Below are 16,959 nucleotides of genomic sequence, written 5' to 3'. Positions count from 1 at the left end.
ATGAGCACCGCATCTGCCGAGGCGCTCCACGCTGCCTTGGCTACAGTCATCGATCCCGAACTCCGCCGCCCCATCACGGAGCTCGGAATGGTGGAATCGGTGTCTTCCGACGACGCCGGCGCAGTCCATGTCGCCGTCCTGTTGACCATTGCCGGCTGCCCCCTTCGGGAGACCATCACGCAGGACGCCACTGCGGCTTTGTCGCAGGTGGAGGGCGTCAAGTCCGTGGACGTGGAGCTGAAAGTCATGACCCCGGCACAGCGTGAAGCGCTTAAGGAACAGCTCCGCGGCCCAGGCGGCCAGCGCGGCATACCCTTCACCAAGCCGGGCTCCCTGACCAAGGTCTACGCCGTAGCCAGCGGAAAAGGTGGTGTGGGAAAGTCCTCGGTCACCGTTAATCTAGCCTGCGCATTGGCTGCCCAGGGTCTTCGGGTGGGAATCGTTGACGCCGACGTCCACGGCTTCTCAGTGCCAGCCTTGATGGGCATCACCCAAAAGCCCACCCAGGTGGATGACATGATCCTGCCGCCGGTGGCCTACGGCGTGAAGGTCATCTCCATTGGCATGTTCGTGGCAGGCAACCAGCCCGTGGCCTGGCGCGGTCCCATGCTGCACAGGGCGCTGGAACAATTCCTCACGGACGTCTATTTCGGCGACCTCGACGCCCTGTTCCTGGACCTGCCTCCCGGCACGGGCGACATCGCCATTTCCGTGGCCCAACTGCTGCCCAACGCCGAGATTTTGGTGGTGACAACGCCGCAGGCCGCTGCCGCCGACGTCGCTGAGCGCGCTGGAACGATTGCCACGCAAACAGGCCAGAAAGTGGCCGGCGTGATCGAGAACATGTCATTCCTGGAAATGCCCGACGGCGGCAGGATGGAATTGTTCGGAAGTGGCGGCGGCGCCATCCTGGCTGAGCGACTGAGCGCTGCCGTGGGCAGCGAGGTTCCTTTACTGGGCCAGATTCCTTTGGACATCCGGCTGCGGGAAGGCGGAGACGCCGGGAAACCCGTGGTCCTGTCAGCACCCGAAACTGCCGCCGCGAAGGCTATGCAGGACGTGGCCTCGGCCTTGGCGTCACGGCCCCGGGGATTGTCAGGACTCTCGCTGGGGATCGAACCCCGCTGACACGCGCGGTTTGTCCAGGGCGGCGATACCAGCCGGGTCAGGTTGCTTCGGTATCGAAGGGGGCAGCTTCGCCCTCTGCCAGCCGCTCGATGACCCGGGTGGGGGCCTTGGGCTTGGTCTCCACCGACGCAGCCGCGGCAGCAGCTGTTGCGGCAACGGCAGGCGCTCCTGCGCTCACGGGCTTGGTGTCGTCATCCAGCAGTGCATCCTTGATGATGCGCCGGGGATCGTATTGCCGGGGATCATATTTCTTCCAGTCGACGTCATCGATGTCGATGCCGACTTCTTCCTTGATCTGCTCACGGGCACCCGACGCCATCCGACGGACTTCCTTGACCAGGTTGGCAAGCTTTTGAGTGTATTCGGGCAAACGGCTGGGACCGATGACGAGTACGCCGATAATCAGAAGGAGTATGAACTCCGGGCCGTTGATTCCAAGCACGCTACGAAGATTACCTTGTCTGTGGTGCCGCTCATAAACCGGCGGGCCGGAGAAGGGTCTGGAGTCCGCGCAGCAGCCTCGCGTACCAGGCTTCGGCGCCTTCGACGGGCTGATCAGCTCCCATGGACTCGCCTGCCCGGACGATTTCAGGGACGGCATCATCCGCAGTGTCGGCAGGAAGGTCGGACGCATAGCTGATCACTGCAGCGGGCATGGTGTACACGGCCTTCCACGGGCTCCCCTGCGTGACAGAAAGCCGCGCCGACGTCGTTGGTCCCTGAACTGGCTGATCAGCCGGGAGATGCTCCTCCACGATGGTGGCGTAGTGTCCGTTGCTTTCCAGCCTTATTTCCACCGCCGGATGCCCGTTGTACATTGTGCCGTGGGCCGAGACCACCGTGAAGCCCATTCCTGCCAGCTCGGGGCACGCCCACCCTTCTTCCCGCAGTGCGTCCAGCTGGGCAGAGCTCAGGCTGACAGTGCTGCCGGCCCGGAAGACAGATCCGGCCATGCTTTCCACCGGGTTTCCTGTCCACGCTCCGGCAAGTGCACCGACGTCGCTGGTTCCGGACCGGACCTGCGGGACGTCGTCACCAGCCACCACGTACGCGGACACCCCCAAGGCACCGGCGCTGACAGCCAAGGTGCCGGCTGCGACGCCCGCGAGGCGAAGCCCCCGGCGGATGCCGCTGGACGAAGGCCTGGCGGCAAAGTCCTGGCCAGGCTCGTTGGCAAGGCGCTCAGTATGCTGGATCAGCCGCGCGGCGAGGTCCTGGCTGGCTTCAGGCACGGAAGCACCCCGGAGACGTTCAAGGTACTGCCGTTCCCGGCGAAGGGCGTTGCTGCAATCGGCGCAGTCCTGAACGTGGTCCGGGTTGCGGGAATGGCGCAGGGCAGCCAGTTTGCGCCGGGACAACAGTCCCGGACGACGAGGATGTCGAGGCATCGACGTCCTAAAGGATGCTTGCGATGCGCGGCATCTTCAGGCGCGGCTTGCGGGCCTCGGCCGGACGGGGATCGCGGTGGGCGAGTTTCTCCCGCAGCATGGTCCTGCCGCGGTGGATGCGGGACCTGACGGTTCCGAGCTTCACGCCCAGCGCCTCTGCAACCTCGTCATAGGAAAGGCCTTCGAGATCGCACAGCACGACGGCGGCACGGAAGTCCGGCGGCAGTTCTTCCAATGCACGGTGGACATCCAGGTCAAGGTTGTTGTGTTCGAAGCTCTGCTCCGGACCGGGTTCCCGGCCGGGCAGGCGGGACTCTGCGTCCTCAGCGAGGGCATCGAAACGGATCCTGCTCTTGCGCCGGGCCTGGTCCAGGAACAGGTTGGTGGTAATGCGGTGCAGCCAGCCGTCCAAGGTTCCCGGCTTGAAATTCTCCAGCGACCGGAACACCCGGACAAAGACCTCCTGGGTGAGGTCCTCGGCGTCGAACTTGTTTCCCGTCAGGCGATAGGCGAGGCGATATACCTTGGCGGAGTGGTTGGCAACCACTTCCTCCCAGCTGGGCATGACCCAGTCGGCAACGCCGTCAATGCTCTCCGATGTTTGGACTGGCGCAGCATGCAATGCCGGCATCGTCCACTCCCCTCAAACTGTGGTTCACCGAATCCCTCGGCGCCGGCCACCTCATGGATGATCGGACCATTATCATCCCAAGGTTGTCTGGGAATTTCCTGACTGGGGCAGGTTTTTCCCGCAGGGCTGAAGACTGCGCTGGACACAGCCGCAGGAGGGCTGCCCAACAGCGGGTTTACGTGTGCTTACACAGTAGTCTTGGTACAAACACCCCTACCCGCGGAAAGCGAAACCCTTCATGAGTGCCGACAAGTCAAGCAGCTGGTCCTATGCAGAAGATCTGCCTGCTGAGGATGACGTCTTGTTGCGCGCCCGGGAGCGGTCTTTCGAGCTGGGAGTCACCCCCATCAGCCCCGGCGTGGGCGCAGTACTCACGGTCCTCGCTGCCGCATCCAAGGCACAGACAGTGGTTGAAGTCGGCTCGGGAGCCGGAGTCTCCGGTGTTTGCCTGCTCCGCGGCCTGAGCCCCCAGGCAGTCCTGACCACCATCGACGTTGACGTTGAACACCTCAAAGCGGCCAGGGAGGCATTCCTGGAATCCGGCAGCCCGGCAAACCGCACCCGCACCATTTCAGGCCGGGCGGCCGACGTCTTGCCACGCTTGACGGATTCGGCCTATGACCTCGTCTTCATCGACGCCGACAAGCCCAACTTCCCCAAGTACGTGGAACAGGCCGTCCGCCTCCTCAAGTCCGGCGGCACGCTGGTGATCAATGACGCCCTGGACAAGGACCGTGTGGCCAACCCGGCGGCACGCGATTCCACCACCGTGGTGCTGCGCCAGATCGGCAAGGCAATCCGGGACGATGATCGGCTGGCGTCGGCGATGCTGCCCACCGGTGATGGCCTGCTGGTGGCCGTCAAAAGGTAAGGCACCAGCCTTTCTTAAACCAAAAAGCAGGGCCCCGGCTCAGCCGGGCCCTGCTTGGTAAATCTATCCGGTCACGCCTACGAGGCATTCCTTGAGGTTCTCCGCCTCAGCGGCGTTGAGCTCGACCACAAGCCGTCCCCCGCCTTCGAGCGGCACACGCATGATCAGGCTGCGTCCCTCTTTGGTAACTTCCATCGGGCCGTCGCCAGTACGTGGTTTCATCGCCGCCATTAGGAAAATCCCCTCCATTTGTCCCAAGTCACGCCCAACCCGGCCGGGCTGGATCCGCGTAGCAATTGCAGCCGGCGGCAACGCTTGGGAGGCCGCCTTGGCCGGGCACTTTTAGGTGCTTTGTCCTTGCTCTTGGACCATTATCCCGTACTTAACCGTCCGTAGCGAATCAGCGCGCCATTTGTCCGGTCTTTGTACATATTGCCCCTCCCCGGCAAAGCTGCACGTCAGGGCGGATAGTCGCCTCCTCCGGGCAGCTGGGCCCACGCCCACAGCCATACCACCCAGACAATCTGGAGCAGGATGAACATGGCCACCACGGTGCCACGGTATGCCTTGGATTTGGACAGCAGGGCTGCCCCCAGCGCCAGCGGGAACAGCGGCAGGAGCATACGGAACGTGCTGGTTTGCGGGTGCAGGAAGACCAACAGGTAGCCCATGTAACAGGCACACCACAGTCGCAGCTCCGTTCCGATGGCCCGGACCGGCCTGGACACCATCACCAGCACAAAGAGTCCGGCAAAAACGAAGGGGGCCAGTATTCCCAGCACCGGCCCGAACAACATCCGGCCGGTATCAAACCAGGGCTTGAATGGCACGAGGTCATGACCACGCCATGCCGTTTCAGTGCGGGTGTAGGCCGCCGGATCCCCCGTCACGGCCCAGGCAATGGCAGGCCATGCCAGAGCCGCAAGACCCGTAGCGAACACGAGGGCGGCCAGTGATACCAGGCTGCGCGTCGACGTCGGGCCCGTTGCGTTGCCGGCATTTCCGGCAGTGCCATCAGCCGGCAGTGCCATTGGTGACTGCCGGAACCGTTGCCACAACCGCCACAGGAACAGCAGCCCCAGCATGGCGGCGAACGGAACCCCGGTGGGCCTGGACAGGCACATCAGGAGCACCACGGGAATGGCTGTAAAGTAGCGGCGCCTGACCACCAGGAGCAGTGACGATGCCAGAAGCAGCAGGTTCAGGGATTCGGCATAGGGGACCTGCAGGATGGGAGACACCGGGAAAGTCGAAACGAAAATGACGCCCCACATGGCGCTGCGCCGGCCTGCGAACTCCCGGAAGAGCAGGTAGATGACCAGTGCTGCACCGAGGCCCGCCGTCATTGCGATGGCCGTGAGGGCGGGCAAAGTCCCCATCCCGGTGATGGCGGACAGGCCCCGGGCCAGGAAGGGAAACAGCGCGTAGAACGCCCAGGCATTTTCCTTGACTACGCCGTTGGCGTCCACGGGAAGCTCTGCAGGATAGCCCTTGTCTGCCGCCTCCTGGTACCAGCGCCCGTCCCAGATGGTGATGAAGTTCCAGTAATCCGGCGCCGGCGGAAACCACGGGTTGGTGCCCTGGTGGATGGCTGCGGCCATGAAGATGCACGCACTGACGAGCCTGGCCACCACGAAGACCAAGGAAACCTGGAGCCACCATGGCCACGCCGACATCCGTGCGGCCAGGGCTGAGGCAGAGTTCGAAATCCGTTCCGTGGGCCCTTGCCCGGCCTTGCTCCTGGTCTGGGGACTCACGGTTTGATCCGGCCGGGTTCGCCGTCCTCAAGTCGCGCCAGCGCGTTGAGTCGTTCAATCTCGCGGTCTTTGGCCTGCAACTGATCACGCAGGTCATCGAGGACCTGGTCAACCTGGTCCATGCGGTATCCCCGCAACCCCAGCGCGAAACGCAGGGAATCGACGTCGGACGGTTTGGCCTTGGACGACAGCACCACCGGCGGCAGGTTCGCTACGGGGTCGTCAAGGCCGGCGCCGATGGAGCGTCCCCGGACAATCCCGGCTCCGAGGTACAGCACAGCGCCGATGAGGACAATCGCGAGAAACACCAGGAAAAAGCTCACAGGACCATCGTGCCAGAACCGGCCGGCTATTCCGGGCGCTGGTTTCCGTTGGGAGTGGGAGGGAGCGGCGCCCCGTGCAAAACGCGGTGCACGGCATCCGCGGGGTCATCCACCAGTTGGATCAGGTCAAGGTCCTTTTCGGACACCATGCCCTCCGCCACCAGGGTCTCCCGGATCCACTCGATCATGGGTCCCCAGAACCTGACCCCCAGAAGAACGATGGGGAAGGAGGTCACCTTGCGGGTTTGCACCAGCACCATGGCTTCGAAAAGCTCGTCAAGGGTGCCCAGGCCGCCGGGCAGGACCACAAAGCCCTGTGCGTACTTGACGAACATGGTCTTTCGGGCGAAGAAGTAGCGGAAGTTGATGCCCAGGTCCACCCACTGGTTCAGTCCCTGCTCGAAGGGAAGTTCGATTCCCAGGCCCACGGAGATTCCGTTGCCCTCCACGGCACCTTTGTTGGCAGCTTCCATGGAGCCAGGACCGCCGCCGGTGATCACGGCAACGCCCGCTTCAGCGAGTTTGCGTCCTACGTCCACTGCCATTTCGTAGTACTCGGTTCCGGGCTTGGTCCGGGCAGAGCCGAACACGCTGACGGCCGGTCCCAGGTCAGCAAGCGCGCCGAAGCCCTCCACGAATTCGCTCTGAATCCTCAGGACACGCCAGGGATCAGTGTGGATGAACTGTCCGGCACCACTCGTGTCCAGCAAATGTTGGTCGGACATCCCCGTATCCGCTTGTTTGCGGCGAAGCTCCAAGGAGCCCTTGTGCTTGGCCGGCGCGATGTCCGAGGGCAGGGGGACTTGGGTGGCCCTGACCTGGCCGTTGGCATCCGGGTGGGGTACTGGGTGCTGGCTGATGCTCATCGCACAAGGCTAGCGCTTACAGCCGCCTGCTCCGTTGCTGCGACCCGGTTCTTGCATTGCAGTCTGGTATATCGCTGTGGGGCAGGTTTCTGTTCAGTCACGATCTTGGGGAAGTTGCCGTGACCGTGGTCATATTTGCTTCTTTGTTCGCTAGATTCGTCGTATGACTACTCAAGCGTCCGGCGATGCCCTCGTCTCCCTGAATGGCGTCAACAAGCATTACGGTCAACTCCATGTCCTCAAGGACATCAACCTTCAGGTCAAGAAGGGTGAGGTGGTAGTGGTAATCGGGCCCTCAGGTTCCGGTAAGTCCACACTCTGCCGTGCCATCAACCGTTTGGAAACCATCGACGACGGTGACATCGCCATCGACGGGAAGAAGCTTCCCGAAGAAGGCAAGGACCTCGCGCACTTGCGTGCCGACGTCGGAATGGTCTTCCAGTCCTTCAACCTGTTCGCCCACAAGACGATTCTTGAGAACGTCACGCTGGGACCCATCAAGGTTAAGGGTGTGGCCAAGGGCACGGCCGACAAGGAAGCCATGGCTCTCCTTGAGCGCGTTGGCGTTGGGCACCAGGCTCCCAAGCTTCCCGCCCAGCTCTCCGGTGGCCAGCAACAGCGCGTGGCCATTGCACGTGCTCTTGCCATGAAGCCGAAGGTCATGTTGTTCGATGAGCCGACGTCCGCGTTGGACCCCGAAATGATCAACGAAGTCCTTGACGTCATGATCCAGTTGGCCAAAGAAGGCATGACCATGATCGTGGTCACCCACGAGATGGGCTTTGCCCGCAAGGCTGCCGATCGCGTGGTGTTCATGGCTGACGGCCAGATTGTGGAAGACGCTACCCCCGAGGAATTCTTCACCAACCCGAAGAGCACCCGTGCCAAGGACTTCCTGTCCAAGCTTTTGACCCACTAGCTCTTTACCGCCCGCACCCAGGCCGTTAAAGACCGCACCCAGGCCGTAAGACGGCCAATCTATGAAAGGAATGTCATGAAGGCTTTCATTACCCGGAGGAAATCACTCCTGGTGGCCGCTTCCGCAGCCCTCGCCCTCTCGCTGAGCGCATGCGGCGGCGGCAGCACCACCACCACTCCTGTTGCCTCGGCCAGCTTCGAAGCCGGCACCACGATGGAGAAGCTGAACAAGGCGCAGAAGATCACCATCGGTACCAAGTTTGACCAGCCCCTGTTCGGCCAGAAGGGCCTGGATGGCAAGCCTGTCGGTTTCGACGTTGAAATGGGCAAGGCAATCGCCGCCAAGCTGGGAATCGCTCCGGACAAGATCGAATGGGTAGAGACCGTCTCCCAGAACCGCGAATCGTTCATCGAGCAGGGCCGCGTTGACCTGGTCATCGCCACCTACACCATCAACGACGCCCGCAAGGAAAAGGTCGCCTTCGCGGGACCGTACTACGAAGCAGGCCAGGCGCTGCTGGTGAACAAGGACGACAACTCCATCACCAAGCCTGAAGACGTCAAGGGCAAGAAGGTCTGCTCCGTCACCGGGTCCACCCCCGCCAAGACCATCGCGGAGAAGTACGGCGCTGAAGTTGTTCCCGCTGCAACCTACACCGCTTGCCTGGAGCCGCTGCGCAACAAGCAGGTTGTCGCAGTCACCACGGACAACGTGATCCTTGCCGGCTACGTGGACAAGGAACCGGATGCCTTCAAGCTTGCTTCGGATGAAACCTTCACCAAGGAGCCTTACGGCATCGGCCTGAAGAAGGACGACACCGTCTTCCGCAACTGGATCAACGACCAGCTCGAGGCATTCCAGAAGGACGGCGATTACAAGAAGGCTTGGGAAGCCACTGCAGGCAAGGTCATCAAGACCACTCCTGAACTTCCTGCGATCAACCGCTACTAGTCGGGATCCGTTGACTGCCGCCGCCCACCGGGCGGCGGCAGTTGACGACTCCAGGACCCTGTTCCCTGATTAGCTGCAGCCAAAGGAAGCCATGGACGCCGTCATAGCAAGCCTCCCCGAATACTGGGACGGATTTCTCCGAACCCTTTATCTCTCCGTAATTTCAGGAATCATTGCCCTCCTTGTCGGCACACTCCTGGCGGCCATGAGGGTTTCCCCCGTGGCTGCACTCCGCGGTTTCAGCATGTTTTATGTTGAAGTCGCGCGTAACACCCCGTTGACCATTATTTTCTTCTTCGCAGCCATCGTTCTCCCCCGGCTGGGCGTCAAGTTCGAGCAATTCGAAGTTGCCGCCATCATCGCGCTGAGCAGTTACACGGCCGCCTTCATCGCCGAAGCCGTCCGTTCCGGTGTCAACAGCGTGCCCGTGGGCCAAGCAGAGGCTGCCCGCAGTATCGGCATGACCTTTACCCAGGTCCTGGGCTTCATTGTCCTTCCCCAGGCCGTCCGTACCGTTATCCCGCCGTTGATCAACATCCTGATCGCATTGGTGAAGAACTCCTCGGTGGCCGGCGCATTCTTCGTCCTCGAGCTTTTTGGCTACGGTCGCAAGCTCTCCAACGACTACGGTGACCAAGTCCTCTGGATCCTCCTCGGGGTGGCCTTCTTCTACCTCCTGATCACGGTTCCGTTGGGCCTGCTGGCGCACTTTGTTGAACGAAAGGTGGCGATTGCCCGATGACTTCGGTCCTGTACGACGTCCCCGGGCCCAAGGCCCGCCTTTATTCGCTCATCGGCTCCGCAGCGGGCATCCTGATCATCCTTGGCATCCTCGCCATTGCGGTCATGACCCTCGCGCAGCAGGGAATTTTCGACGCCGACCGTTGGGTGATCTTCTACGGCCCCATGGCTCCGGATGTTTGGAGCCTGATCGGCCAAGGCATCCTGTCCACGCTGGCCGCGGCCGCAGTCGCAGCAGTCATTGCCTTCCCGTTGGGCATCGCGCTCTGCCTGCTAAGGATCTCCCTGATCGCCTGGATCCGCATTCCCACCCAGGTGGTCCTCGAGTTCCTCCGCGGCATGCCGGTGGTGCTCATGATGTTGTTCGTGCTGCTGGTCTTCGCAACCGGTCAGTTCCAGGCCGTGGTGGTGGGCTTGACGCTCTACAACGCCGCCATTTTCGCCGAAATCCTCCGTGCCGGCATCCAGTCGCTGCCCAAGGGTCAACGCGAAGCCGGCCTGGCCATTGGCCTGCGGAGCTTCCAGTCGCGGATGTCCATCGAATTCCCGCAAGCAGTCCGCCGGATGCTGCCCTCGTTGGTCGCCCAGCTGGTGGTCCTGCTCAAGGACACCTCGCTTGGCTACATCGTGGGCTATGAGGAACTCCTGCGGAAGATCCAGATCATGGCCGACTTCCTGGGTCCGGACTTCCTGTTCCCGGCCTTCTTCGTCGGTGCAGCGATCTACATCCTGATCAACCTGACCGTGTCACGGATTGCGATCATGATTGAGCGCCGCGGTTCCAAGAAGGCCGCCGGCGGCGTGGCTCCCCCCAGCCTCCGGACTGGGCTCGTGGTGGGCGGTAACGACCCCATCGCCAAGGACTCCATCGAAGGCCCGAACAAAGCGTAGTCCTGCACCATCATGGAGAAGGTCCGCAGCCACCAGGTTGCGGACCTTCTCCCATTACCGGGCAGAATCTCCCGGACTACGGCGTCAGCCACGTCCTCAGTGCCCGCAGGCACTCACGGATGGCATCGGCGTCGACGTGTTCGTTGTCCTTGTGCGCCAGCAGGGGGTCGCCAGGTCCAAAGTTCACCGCCGGGATTCCCAGTTCACTGAACCGCGCGACGTCGGTCCAGCCGTATTTGGGCTTGGGCTCGGCACCGACTGCGGCCACGAAGGACGCGGCCGCGGGGTGGTTCAATCCGGGCCGAGCGCCGGCAGCGGCGTCGGTGCGGACGACGTCGAATCCTTCCAGCAATTCACGGACGTGGACTTCGGCTTGGTCCGGTGTCTTGTCCGGGGCGAAGCGGTAGTTGATCTCCACCACGCAGCGGTCCGGTATGACGTTGCCCGCAGTTCCACCGTTGATCTTTACTGCGTTCAGGCTCTCGCGGTAGTCGAGGCCGTCCACGTTGATGGTCTGCGGCTCGTAGGCGGCGAGCCGCGCCAGGATGGGGGCAGCGCCGTGGATGGCATTGATGCCCATCCATGCCCGCGCGGAGTGGGCTGTTTCGCCGATCGTGGTGGCCTCAAAACGGCTTGTCCCGTTGCAGCCGCCTTCCACTGTGCCGTGGGTCGGCTCCAAAAGAATCGCGAAATCGCCCTGCAGCAGGTCACCGTGGTTGCGGACCAATCTTCCGAGGCCGCTCTTGACCGCTTCTACTTCCTCATGGTCGTAAAAGACGAAGGTAACGTCCTTGTCCGGCTGCCGACCGTCGTCGAACAGTGTTGCCGCCAACGCAAGCTGCACCGCGACGCCGCCCTTCATGTCCGTGGTCCCGCGGCCATACAGCACGCCTTCACCGGGAATACCGGATTCCCAGGTGGCCGGAACGGTGCCCAGCGATCCCTCCACGGTGGGCAGGGGCACAGTGTCCAGATGTCCAGCCAGGATGACGCGCTCCGAGAGGCCAAGTTCGGTGCGGGCAATGATGGCGTCGCCGTCGCGGACCACCGTGTAGGCGGGCATGGCCCGCAGGGCGGACTCGACGGCGTCGGCGAGCTCGGTCTCATTGCCGGAGACGCTGTTGAAGTCGATAATCGCGGCGGTCAGCAGGGCAACGTCCTGGCGCAGGTCAAGGAGGGCGGGAGCAGGGTTCAGGGTCACCTGTCCAGCCTAATGCCCGCAAATGCGACCTCCATGGCATGAGACGGGTTTTAACCGACCTCCGGGTGCTGGATACACTTGCCCCATGACTGAAACTGCTTCCTCTGCTGTGCCCACAGACGCGCCCGCCAACCTCCGATCAGCCTACGGATTCGGCCTCGCCACCATCGCTACCCCGGCCTCCGGGGAAGCAACCGTGCTGGATGTCTGGTACCCGGCTCCCGCGTTGGGCGTTGCGGCCGAGACCCTGCGCGACGTTGAAAACGCTGACCCCGCGCTCACTGCACTGGCCAACGACGGCAAGGACGCCGACCGCGGTACGGAGCAGAAAGTGGTTTTCGCGCAGATCGACCTCGACGCCGCACCGGCAGACACCGCCGACGCTTACCTGCGCCTGCACCTCCTCTCGCACCGTTTGGTCAAGCCGAACAGCATCAACCTCGATGGCGTCTTCGGCAAGCTTCCCAACGTGGTGTGGACCAACTTCGGTCCCGCAGCCGTGGACGGTTTCGAACTGACCCGCGCCCGCCTGCGCAAGCGCGGCAACGTAGTGGTTTACGGCGTGGACAAGTTCCCGCGCATGGTTGACTACGTTGTTCCCACAGGCGTGCGCATTGCCGACGCCGACCGGGTCCGCCTGGGTGCCCACCTGGCCGAAGGCACCACCGTCATGCATGAAGGCTTCGTGAACTTCAACGCCGGCACCCTGGGAACTTCCATGGTGGAAGGCCGCATCTCTGCCGGCGTCGTAGCCGGAGACGGCACCGACGTTGGCGGCGGAGCATCCATCATGGGCACGCTCTCCGGTGGCGGCAAGGAAAAAATTGCCCTGGGTGAGCGGGTGCTGCTCGGCGCCAACTCCGGCGTGGGCATCAGCATCGGTGACGACTCCGTTGTGGAAGCCGGCTTGTACGTCACCGCCGGTACCCGCGTCCGCGTTCCGGGTCCCAAGGACGAGAACGGCGAGGACACCAGCAAGATCATCAAGGCCGTGGAACTTTCCGGGGTCCCCAACCTGCTGTTCCGCCGCAACTCCACCACCGGCGGCGTGGAAGTCCTTCCGCGCAAGGGCCAGACGGTGGAGCTGAACGAGGCCCTTCACGCCAACTAGCAGGAGGACTTCCGTGCGCCGGTTCCGCCGCGCCATCGTTGCGGTGCTGGCTTTGGCCCTCGTAGCAGGTGCCATCTACGCGATCGTTGCAGTGCTGCAGCGCTCCGAGACCTTGGTCACGGAGCGCTGCGTCGCCGTCGTCGGCTCTGAAAGCCATGAACTCGCCACGGACCAGGCGGCGAATGCTTCCCTCATCACCGCCATTTCCGTCCAGCGCGGGCTGCCTCCCCGGGCCGCGAGCATTGCCCTCGCCACCGCCATGCAGGAATCCCGGATGCGGAACATCAACTACGGTGACGACGCCGGTCCCGACTCCCGCGGGCTTTTCCAGCAGCGGCCGTCGCAAGGCTGGGGCACGGAAGCCCAGGTCATGGACCCCGTCTACGCCGCCAATGCGTTCTTTGACGGCTTGGTCAAAGTCCCCGGCTACGAGTCCATGGAGATCACCCAGGCAGCCCAAGCGGTCCAACGCTCAGCCTTCCCCCGCGCCTACGCCCAGCATGAAGGCATGGCCAGGGCCTTCGCTTCCGCACTCACGGGACACTCCGAGGCTGCGCTGAACTGCGAACTGCGCATGCCCGAAGCGGCGGGTGACCCTGCCGCCGTCGTCGATGAACTTACGACGGCGTTCGGCACCCAAGCGGCTACCGTACAGGGCCGCTCGGTGCAGCTGGACATCACGGGGACGCAGGCGTGGGCCGTGGCCCACTGGGCCGTGGCCAACGCCAAGACGCTCTCCATCACCCAGGTGGATGTTGGCGGCCGCGCCTGGAACCGGGAGAAACGTGACGGATGGCAATCGTCGACGGCACCTGCAGAGACCGTCACCATCACCGTCTCAGCCCCCGCCACGTGACTTTACGTCAGGCGAGGATCTCCACCACCGGCTGAACGTAGCTGCGGAAGACGTCGGGCTCGGACAGCAGCCTGTGGCTCATGATCATCGTGCTGGGCTCCAGGTACCAGGCACGTGGTTCGTTCAAGGGCAGCTCAATGATGGTCAGTTCGAAATCGCGGGAACTGCGCCCGACTTCCAGCAGGCGGTCCTCCACCATCTCGTTCAGGACCTGGGTCACACCGTTGGCTTCACGGGCAGCTTCGAGGTCGGCGTACTCATCGATCCTGTCGGTGGCCCATCCCAGGGCCGAACCGAAATGGGCCTGTAGGACACGTTGGAGCGCCGGCGAGTTGCCGAAGGCCTTGAAACTGGGTGGCGCCAGTTCCGAGGCCGGCTTGGGGTAGGACTTGACCAGGCTTTCCCACCAGGCTTCCCACTCGGTCTTGAGGGCGTGGATACCCCCGACATCGGAGGTCAGGTGGCTGTGGTCGGCATGCCGGACTTTGGGGGCTGCGTGGGACAGGCTCGGTCTGCCGGCACCATCCAATCCGGCGACGTCCCGCAAGTACAAGGCGATGAGCATCGGCCCGGACGTGTCCATGGTGATGCGCCATCCCGGGCCGCCTGACTCGTGCATCCGAATTCCTCCCTTGGCAGGTTCCCGACATCTCCCAGTCTATTCCCGTTGGCTCAGGACGGTAGGGGCGTGGCTCCCTGCATCTCCCTCAGTGGGCAGCTGGCATGCCGGCAAGGGACCGCAGATGGGCTGTGAGGACATCGCTGCACATCTCGGCAGTCATCCACTCGGGCTGCAACAGCGCGTGCATGCACAAGCCGTCCATGGTCGCCAGGAGCCGCTCCGCCTCTGCGACGAGGGTTTGTTGCGCATCGGCTCCCCCGGGGCTCAGGTGCATGATCAGACGCCCGACGACGGCCGCTACAGTGCGGTGGCTTCGCTCGGCTTCGGCTGCGAGGACGGGTTTGATGCGGGCGGCATGCCTGAATGCCATCCATACGCACGCATCCACGGCCAGTTCCTCGTCCAGAGGCAGGAATTGGCCCAGAAGGTTCAATACTGCAGCTTGCTGTTCCGGGCTGTCCGGCGCTTCCTGTTCCACAGCTGCCATTGAGGACTCAAGCCGGCCGGCAATCCGGTCAATCACAGCGCCAAAGGAAAACACCAGGAGGTCGTCGCTGCTGGCAAAGTAGTGCCGGACGGAGCCCACTGCCAGTCCGGCTTCATCCGCCACTTCCCGGAGGGATGCCCGTTCCAGGCCATCGCTGGCAATGATCCGGAATACGGCTTGGACAACTTCCTGGCGCCGGGCTTCGGCATCAACAATTTTGGGCACCAGTAGTTTTTAGCACGAACGTGCTTCAACACCGCTCAACACAGAGCGGCGTGGCTCCAATTTCCGCTAGCGTAGTGATCATGAAAATTCTTGTCACGGGTGGCACCGGCTATATCGGTTCCCACACCGTTTTGTCCCTTCAGGAAGCCGGCCACGACGTCGTCGTGCTTGATAACCTGGTGAACTCCAGCGAGGAATCCCTCCGCCGGGTCTCGGAGCTCACCGGCAAGACCGCCGCGTTCCACAAGGTTGACCTGGTGGATGAGCCCGCAGTCGAGGCCGTGTTCGACCAGCACCAGATCGACGCCGTGATCCACTTCGCTGGCTTGAAGGCCGTAGGAGAGTCCGTCCAGGAGCCCCTCGCCTACTACTACAACAACATCGTTGGCACCCTGAACCTGCTCCGCGCCATGGACAAGCACAATGTGCGCTCCATCGTCTTCAGCTCTTCAGCCACGGTGTACGGCGAGCACAACCCCATCCCGTACATCGAAAAGATGGAAATCGGCGCCAACAACCCCTACGGCCGCACCAAGGAACAGATCGAGGACATCCTCTCGGACCTGGGCAACGCGGACGACCGCTGGCATATCGCACTGCTGCGCTATTTCAACCCGGTGGGCGCACACCCGTCCGGCCGCATCGGCGAGGACCCCCAGGGCATTCCCAACAACCTCGTGCCGTTCATCGCACAGGTGGCTGTGGGACGCCGCGAGAAGCTCATGGTCTTCGGCGGCGACTACGACACCCCTGACGGCACCGCACAGCGCGACTACATCCACGTGGTGGACCTGGCCGACGGCCACGTAGCAGCCCTGAACTATATCGCCGCGCGCGCGGGCGTCCGACGCTGGAACCTTGGCTCCGGCCGCGGCTCCTCAGTGCTGGAAGTGCTGCGCTCCTTTGAGAGGGCCGTCGGCCAGCCGATTCCGTACGAGATCACAGGCCGCCGCGCGGGCGACCTCCCCGCTTTCTGGGCAGACGCTTCCTCCGCCTTGGCCGACCTCGGCTGGTCCACCACCAAGAACGTGGACCAGATGTGCGAGGACCACTGGCGCTGGCAGAAAAACAACCCCTACGGGTACAACGCTGCCGAGCCGGCCGCGGCGAACGTCCAGGCGACCGGCCGCTGAGGTTACCTACTCCTCAGTCATTAACGACGGCGGGCGCCCCCCCCGCGGGGGGGGGGGGGGGGGTGGGCGGCCCCCCCCCCCCGCGGCCGTCGTCGCAACGTGCCCGACTCCGCGCGATCCTGCGCGACTCGGCCGGGCGATTCGTCTGTGATCTCGCGACGGTCACCGCTCTGCGACAGATCTCGGAGGCATACACGGGTGTCTGGTTGCATTCGGACGGACTCCGGCAGGCGCGGATGCGACCGGTGGATGCGATCAAGTTGCATCTTCCCGCGACCGACGGGCTCCCCGTCCCGCTGCCGTCCTATGGTGCTGACGGCCGCGTCGTGCTCCCGGCAGGCGTGGAGGCACCTCCGATCCGATGCGTGACCGCGCACGTCACCGCCGCTTCTTCGGGGACGGTGCGCGTCGAGATCCTGCGGCGCTCGACCGGGGCGCTCTCGCGATGGATACGTACTCTCCGCGTCGGTGATCGCGTGGGAGTGACAGGTTTGCGCGCCTGCCGGCCTGCGCATCAGTGACCTGCTTCTCCTCCGTCGACGAGTTCCTCGACGCCGTCACCGCTTCTGCGCAGGGGTTCGATACCGCCTGGATCGGAGCGGAACACTCCACCGCTTCCGCCGTGCGTCGTAGGCTCCTCTCCGACGGTTACCTCCACCCGGACGATGTCCACGCGAGTGCGTACTGGACAGCGGGCCGGGAATGGGATCACGCGTTCGAGGCGTCTCTGCCCGCATTCGTCGCTGCACGTGCAGCGGGACGAGACGTGACAGATCCCGCGGTGCTGCAGGCGCTCGCATTCGAGTACGGCCGCTGAACCGGGGATGGCGCGGCACTCGGGACCTGCAGGGCAGGATC

At 63.5% G+C, this 16,959-nt stretch carries 20 protein-coding genes; 10 read left to right on the top strand and 10 right to left on the bottom strand.

All coding sequences use genetic code 11. The features are described from left to right. Entirely contained in the window at window positions 1-1,128 is a 1,128-nt protein-coding gene (locus tag ACIQLI_RS09830) for an Mrp/NBP35 family ATP-binding protein (protein ID WP_400387627.1), read from the top strand. 37 nt (window positions 1,129-1,165) lie between these two features. On the opposite strand, the gene ACIQLI_RS09825 is transcribed toward ACIQLI_RS09830, so the two are convergent. Genes ACIQLI_RS09825 through sigE form a run of 3 tightly spaced genes read right to left on the bottom strand, consistent with a single transcriptional unit; the run spans window position 1,166 to window position 3,147 of the window. Then, window positions 1,166-1,570 (bottom strand): Sec-independent protein translocase TatB, encoded by a 405-nt coding sequence (locus ACIQLI_RS09825; protein WP_354228038.1) that lies wholly within the window; start codon window positions 1,568-1,570, stop codon window positions 1,166-1,168. A gap of 31 nt (window positions 1,571-1,601) precedes the next feature. Further along, entirely contained in the window at window positions 1,602-2,516 is a 915-nt protein-coding gene (locus ACIQLI_RS09820; protein WP_400387624.1) for a hypothetical protein, read from the bottom strand. Between the two features lie 7 nt (window positions 2,517-2,523). Further along, window positions 2,524-3,147, bottom strand: coding sequence for an RNA polymerase sigma factor SigE (sigE, locus tag ACIQLI_RS09815; protein WP_400387621.1), 624 nt, complete (start codon window positions 3,145-3,147; stop codon window positions 2,524-2,526). A gap of 238 nt (window positions 3,148-3,385) precedes the next feature. On the opposite strand from sigE, the gene ACIQLI_RS09810 reads away from it, so the two are divergent. Continuing rightward, a complete protein-coding gene (locus ACIQLI_RS09810) occupies window positions 3,386-4,018 on the top strand; it encodes an O-methyltransferase (protein ID WP_354228033.1) in 633 nt (210 codons plus the stop codon). Window positions 4,019-4,081: 63 nt separating this feature from the next. Here ACIQLI_RS09810 and ACIQLI_RS09805 read toward each other — a convergent pair whose 3' ends face one another. The 4 genes from ACIQLI_RS09805 to ACIQLI_RS09790 form a co-directional block, all read right to left on the bottom strand. Further along, on the bottom strand, window positions 4,082-4,249 hold the full coding sequence (locus ACIQLI_RS09805) for a DUF3117 domain-containing protein (RefSeq protein WP_089595685.1): 168 nt from the start codon (window positions 4,247-4,249) through the stop codon (window positions 4,082-4,084). Between the two features lie 227 nt (window positions 4,250-4,476). Further along, a complete protein-coding gene (locus tag ACIQLI_RS09800) occupies window positions 4,477-5,694 on the bottom strand; it encodes a hypothetical protein (RefSeq protein ID WP_400388176.1) in 1,218 nt (405 codons plus the stop codon). Between the two features lie 77 nt (window positions 5,695-5,771). Then, window positions 5,772-6,098 (bottom strand): DivIVA domain-containing protein, encoded by a 327-nt coding sequence (locus tag ACIQLI_RS09795; RefSeq protein ID WP_400387616.1) that lies wholly within the window; start codon window positions 6,096-6,098, stop codon window positions 5,772-5,774. Between the two features lie 26 nt (window positions 6,099-6,124). Beyond that, window positions 6,125-6,964: a TIGR00730 family Rossman fold protein gene (locus ACIQLI_RS09790; RefSeq protein WP_354228029.1), complete on the bottom strand. Its 840-nt coding sequence runs from the start codon at window positions 6,962-6,964 to the stop codon at window positions 6,125-6,127. Window positions 6,965-7,127: 163 nt separating this feature from the next. Between ACIQLI_RS09790 and ACIQLI_RS09785 the strand changes: the two genes are divergently transcribed. From ACIQLI_RS09785 to ACIQLI_RS09770, 4 genes are all read left to right on the top strand, one after another. Next, on the top strand, window positions 7,128-7,883 hold the full coding sequence (locus ACIQLI_RS09785) for an amino acid ABC transporter ATP-binding protein (RefSeq protein WP_026539964.1): 756 nt from the start codon (window positions 7,128-7,130) through the stop codon (window positions 7,881-7,883). 75 nt (window positions 7,884-7,958) lie between these two features. Beyond that, complete coding sequence (locus ACIQLI_RS09780) at window positions 7,959-8,834, top strand: glutamate ABC transporter substrate-binding protein (protein WP_026539963.1); 876 nt, start codon at window positions 7,959-7,961, stop codon at window positions 8,832-8,834. Between the two features lie 91 nt (window positions 8,835-8,925). Continuing rightward, window positions 8,926-9,576, top strand: coding sequence for an amino acid ABC transporter permease (locus tag ACIQLI_RS09775; protein WP_354228024.1), 651 nt, complete (start codon window positions 8,926-8,928; stop codon window positions 9,574-9,576). Then, the gene (locus ACIQLI_RS09770) at window positions 9,573-10,466 is read left to right on the top strand and encodes an amino acid ABC transporter permease (RefSeq protein WP_354228022.1); all 894 of its coding nucleotides are present in this window, start codon (window positions 9,573-9,575) and stop codon (window positions 10,464-10,466) included. Before ACIQLI_RS09775 ends, ACIQLI_RS09770 begins: the two co-directional genes overlap by 4 nt. A 76-nt stretch (window positions 10,467-10,542) precedes the next feature. Here ACIQLI_RS09770 and dapE read toward each other — a convergent pair whose 3' ends face one another. Continuing rightward, on the bottom strand, window positions 10,543-11,667 hold the full coding sequence (gene dapE / locus ACIQLI_RS09765) for a succinyl-diaminopimelate desuccinylase (protein WP_400387610.1): 1,125 nt from the start codon (window positions 11,665-11,667) through the stop codon (window positions 10,543-10,545). Window positions 11,668-11,752: 85 nt separating this feature from the next. Here dapE and dapD point away from each other — a divergent pair, with 85 nt between their 5' ends. Both dapD and ACIQLI_RS09755 read left to right on the top strand, forming a co-directional pair. Beyond that, window positions 11,753-12,778 (top strand): 2,3,4,5-tetrahydropyridine-2,6-dicarboxylate N-succinyltransferase, encoded by a 1,026-nt coding sequence (gene dapD / locus ACIQLI_RS09760; RefSeq protein ID WP_400387607.1) that lies wholly within the window; start codon window positions 11,753-11,755, stop codon window positions 12,776-12,778. Between the two features lie 13 nt (window positions 12,779-12,791). After that, entirely contained in the window at window positions 12,792-13,634 is an 843-nt protein-coding gene (locus ACIQLI_RS09755; protein WP_400387604.1) for a hypothetical protein, read from the top strand. A 7-nt stretch (window positions 13,635-13,641) separates the two neighbouring features. Here the strand turns inward: ACIQLI_RS09755 and ACIQLI_RS09750 are convergent, their stop codons facing one another. Together ACIQLI_RS09750 and ACIQLI_RS09745 are read right to left on the bottom strand one after the other, a co-directional pair. Then, window positions 13,642-14,253 (bottom strand): hypothetical protein, encoded by a 612-nt coding sequence (locus ACIQLI_RS09750; protein WP_089595694.1) that lies wholly within the window; start codon window positions 14,251-14,253, stop codon window positions 13,642-13,644. Between the two features lie 88 nt (window positions 14,254-14,341). Continuing rightward, a complete protein-coding gene (locus ACIQLI_RS09745) occupies window positions 14,342-14,968 on the bottom strand; it encodes a TetR/AcrR family transcriptional regulator (RefSeq protein ID WP_400387601.1) in 627 nt (208 codons plus the stop codon). Window positions 14,969-15,048: 80 nt separating this feature from the next. Here ACIQLI_RS09745 and galE point away from each other — a divergent pair, with 80 nt between their 5' ends. Then, entirely contained in the window at window positions 15,049-16,101 is a 1,053-nt protein-coding gene (gene galE / locus ACIQLI_RS09740) for a UDP-glucose 4-epimerase GalE (RefSeq protein WP_400387599.1), read from the top strand. Window positions 16,102-16,618: 517 nt separating this feature from the next. Next, entirely contained in the window at window positions 16,619-16,918 is a 300-nt protein-coding gene (locus ACIQLI_RS09735; protein ID WP_400387597.1) for an SIP domain-containing protein, read from the top strand. The last annotated feature ends 41 nt before the right edge of the window (window positions 16,919-16,959 follow it).

The sequence above is a fragment of the Paenarthrobacter sp. NPDC091669 genome, assembly GCF_044756725.1.
In the GTDB taxonomy this organism is placed as follows: domain Bacteria; phylum Actinomycetota; class Actinomycetes; order Actinomycetales; family Micrococcaceae; genus Arthrobacter; species Arthrobacter bambusae_C.
This window is presented reverse-complemented; position numbering and strand designations above follow the sequence as displayed.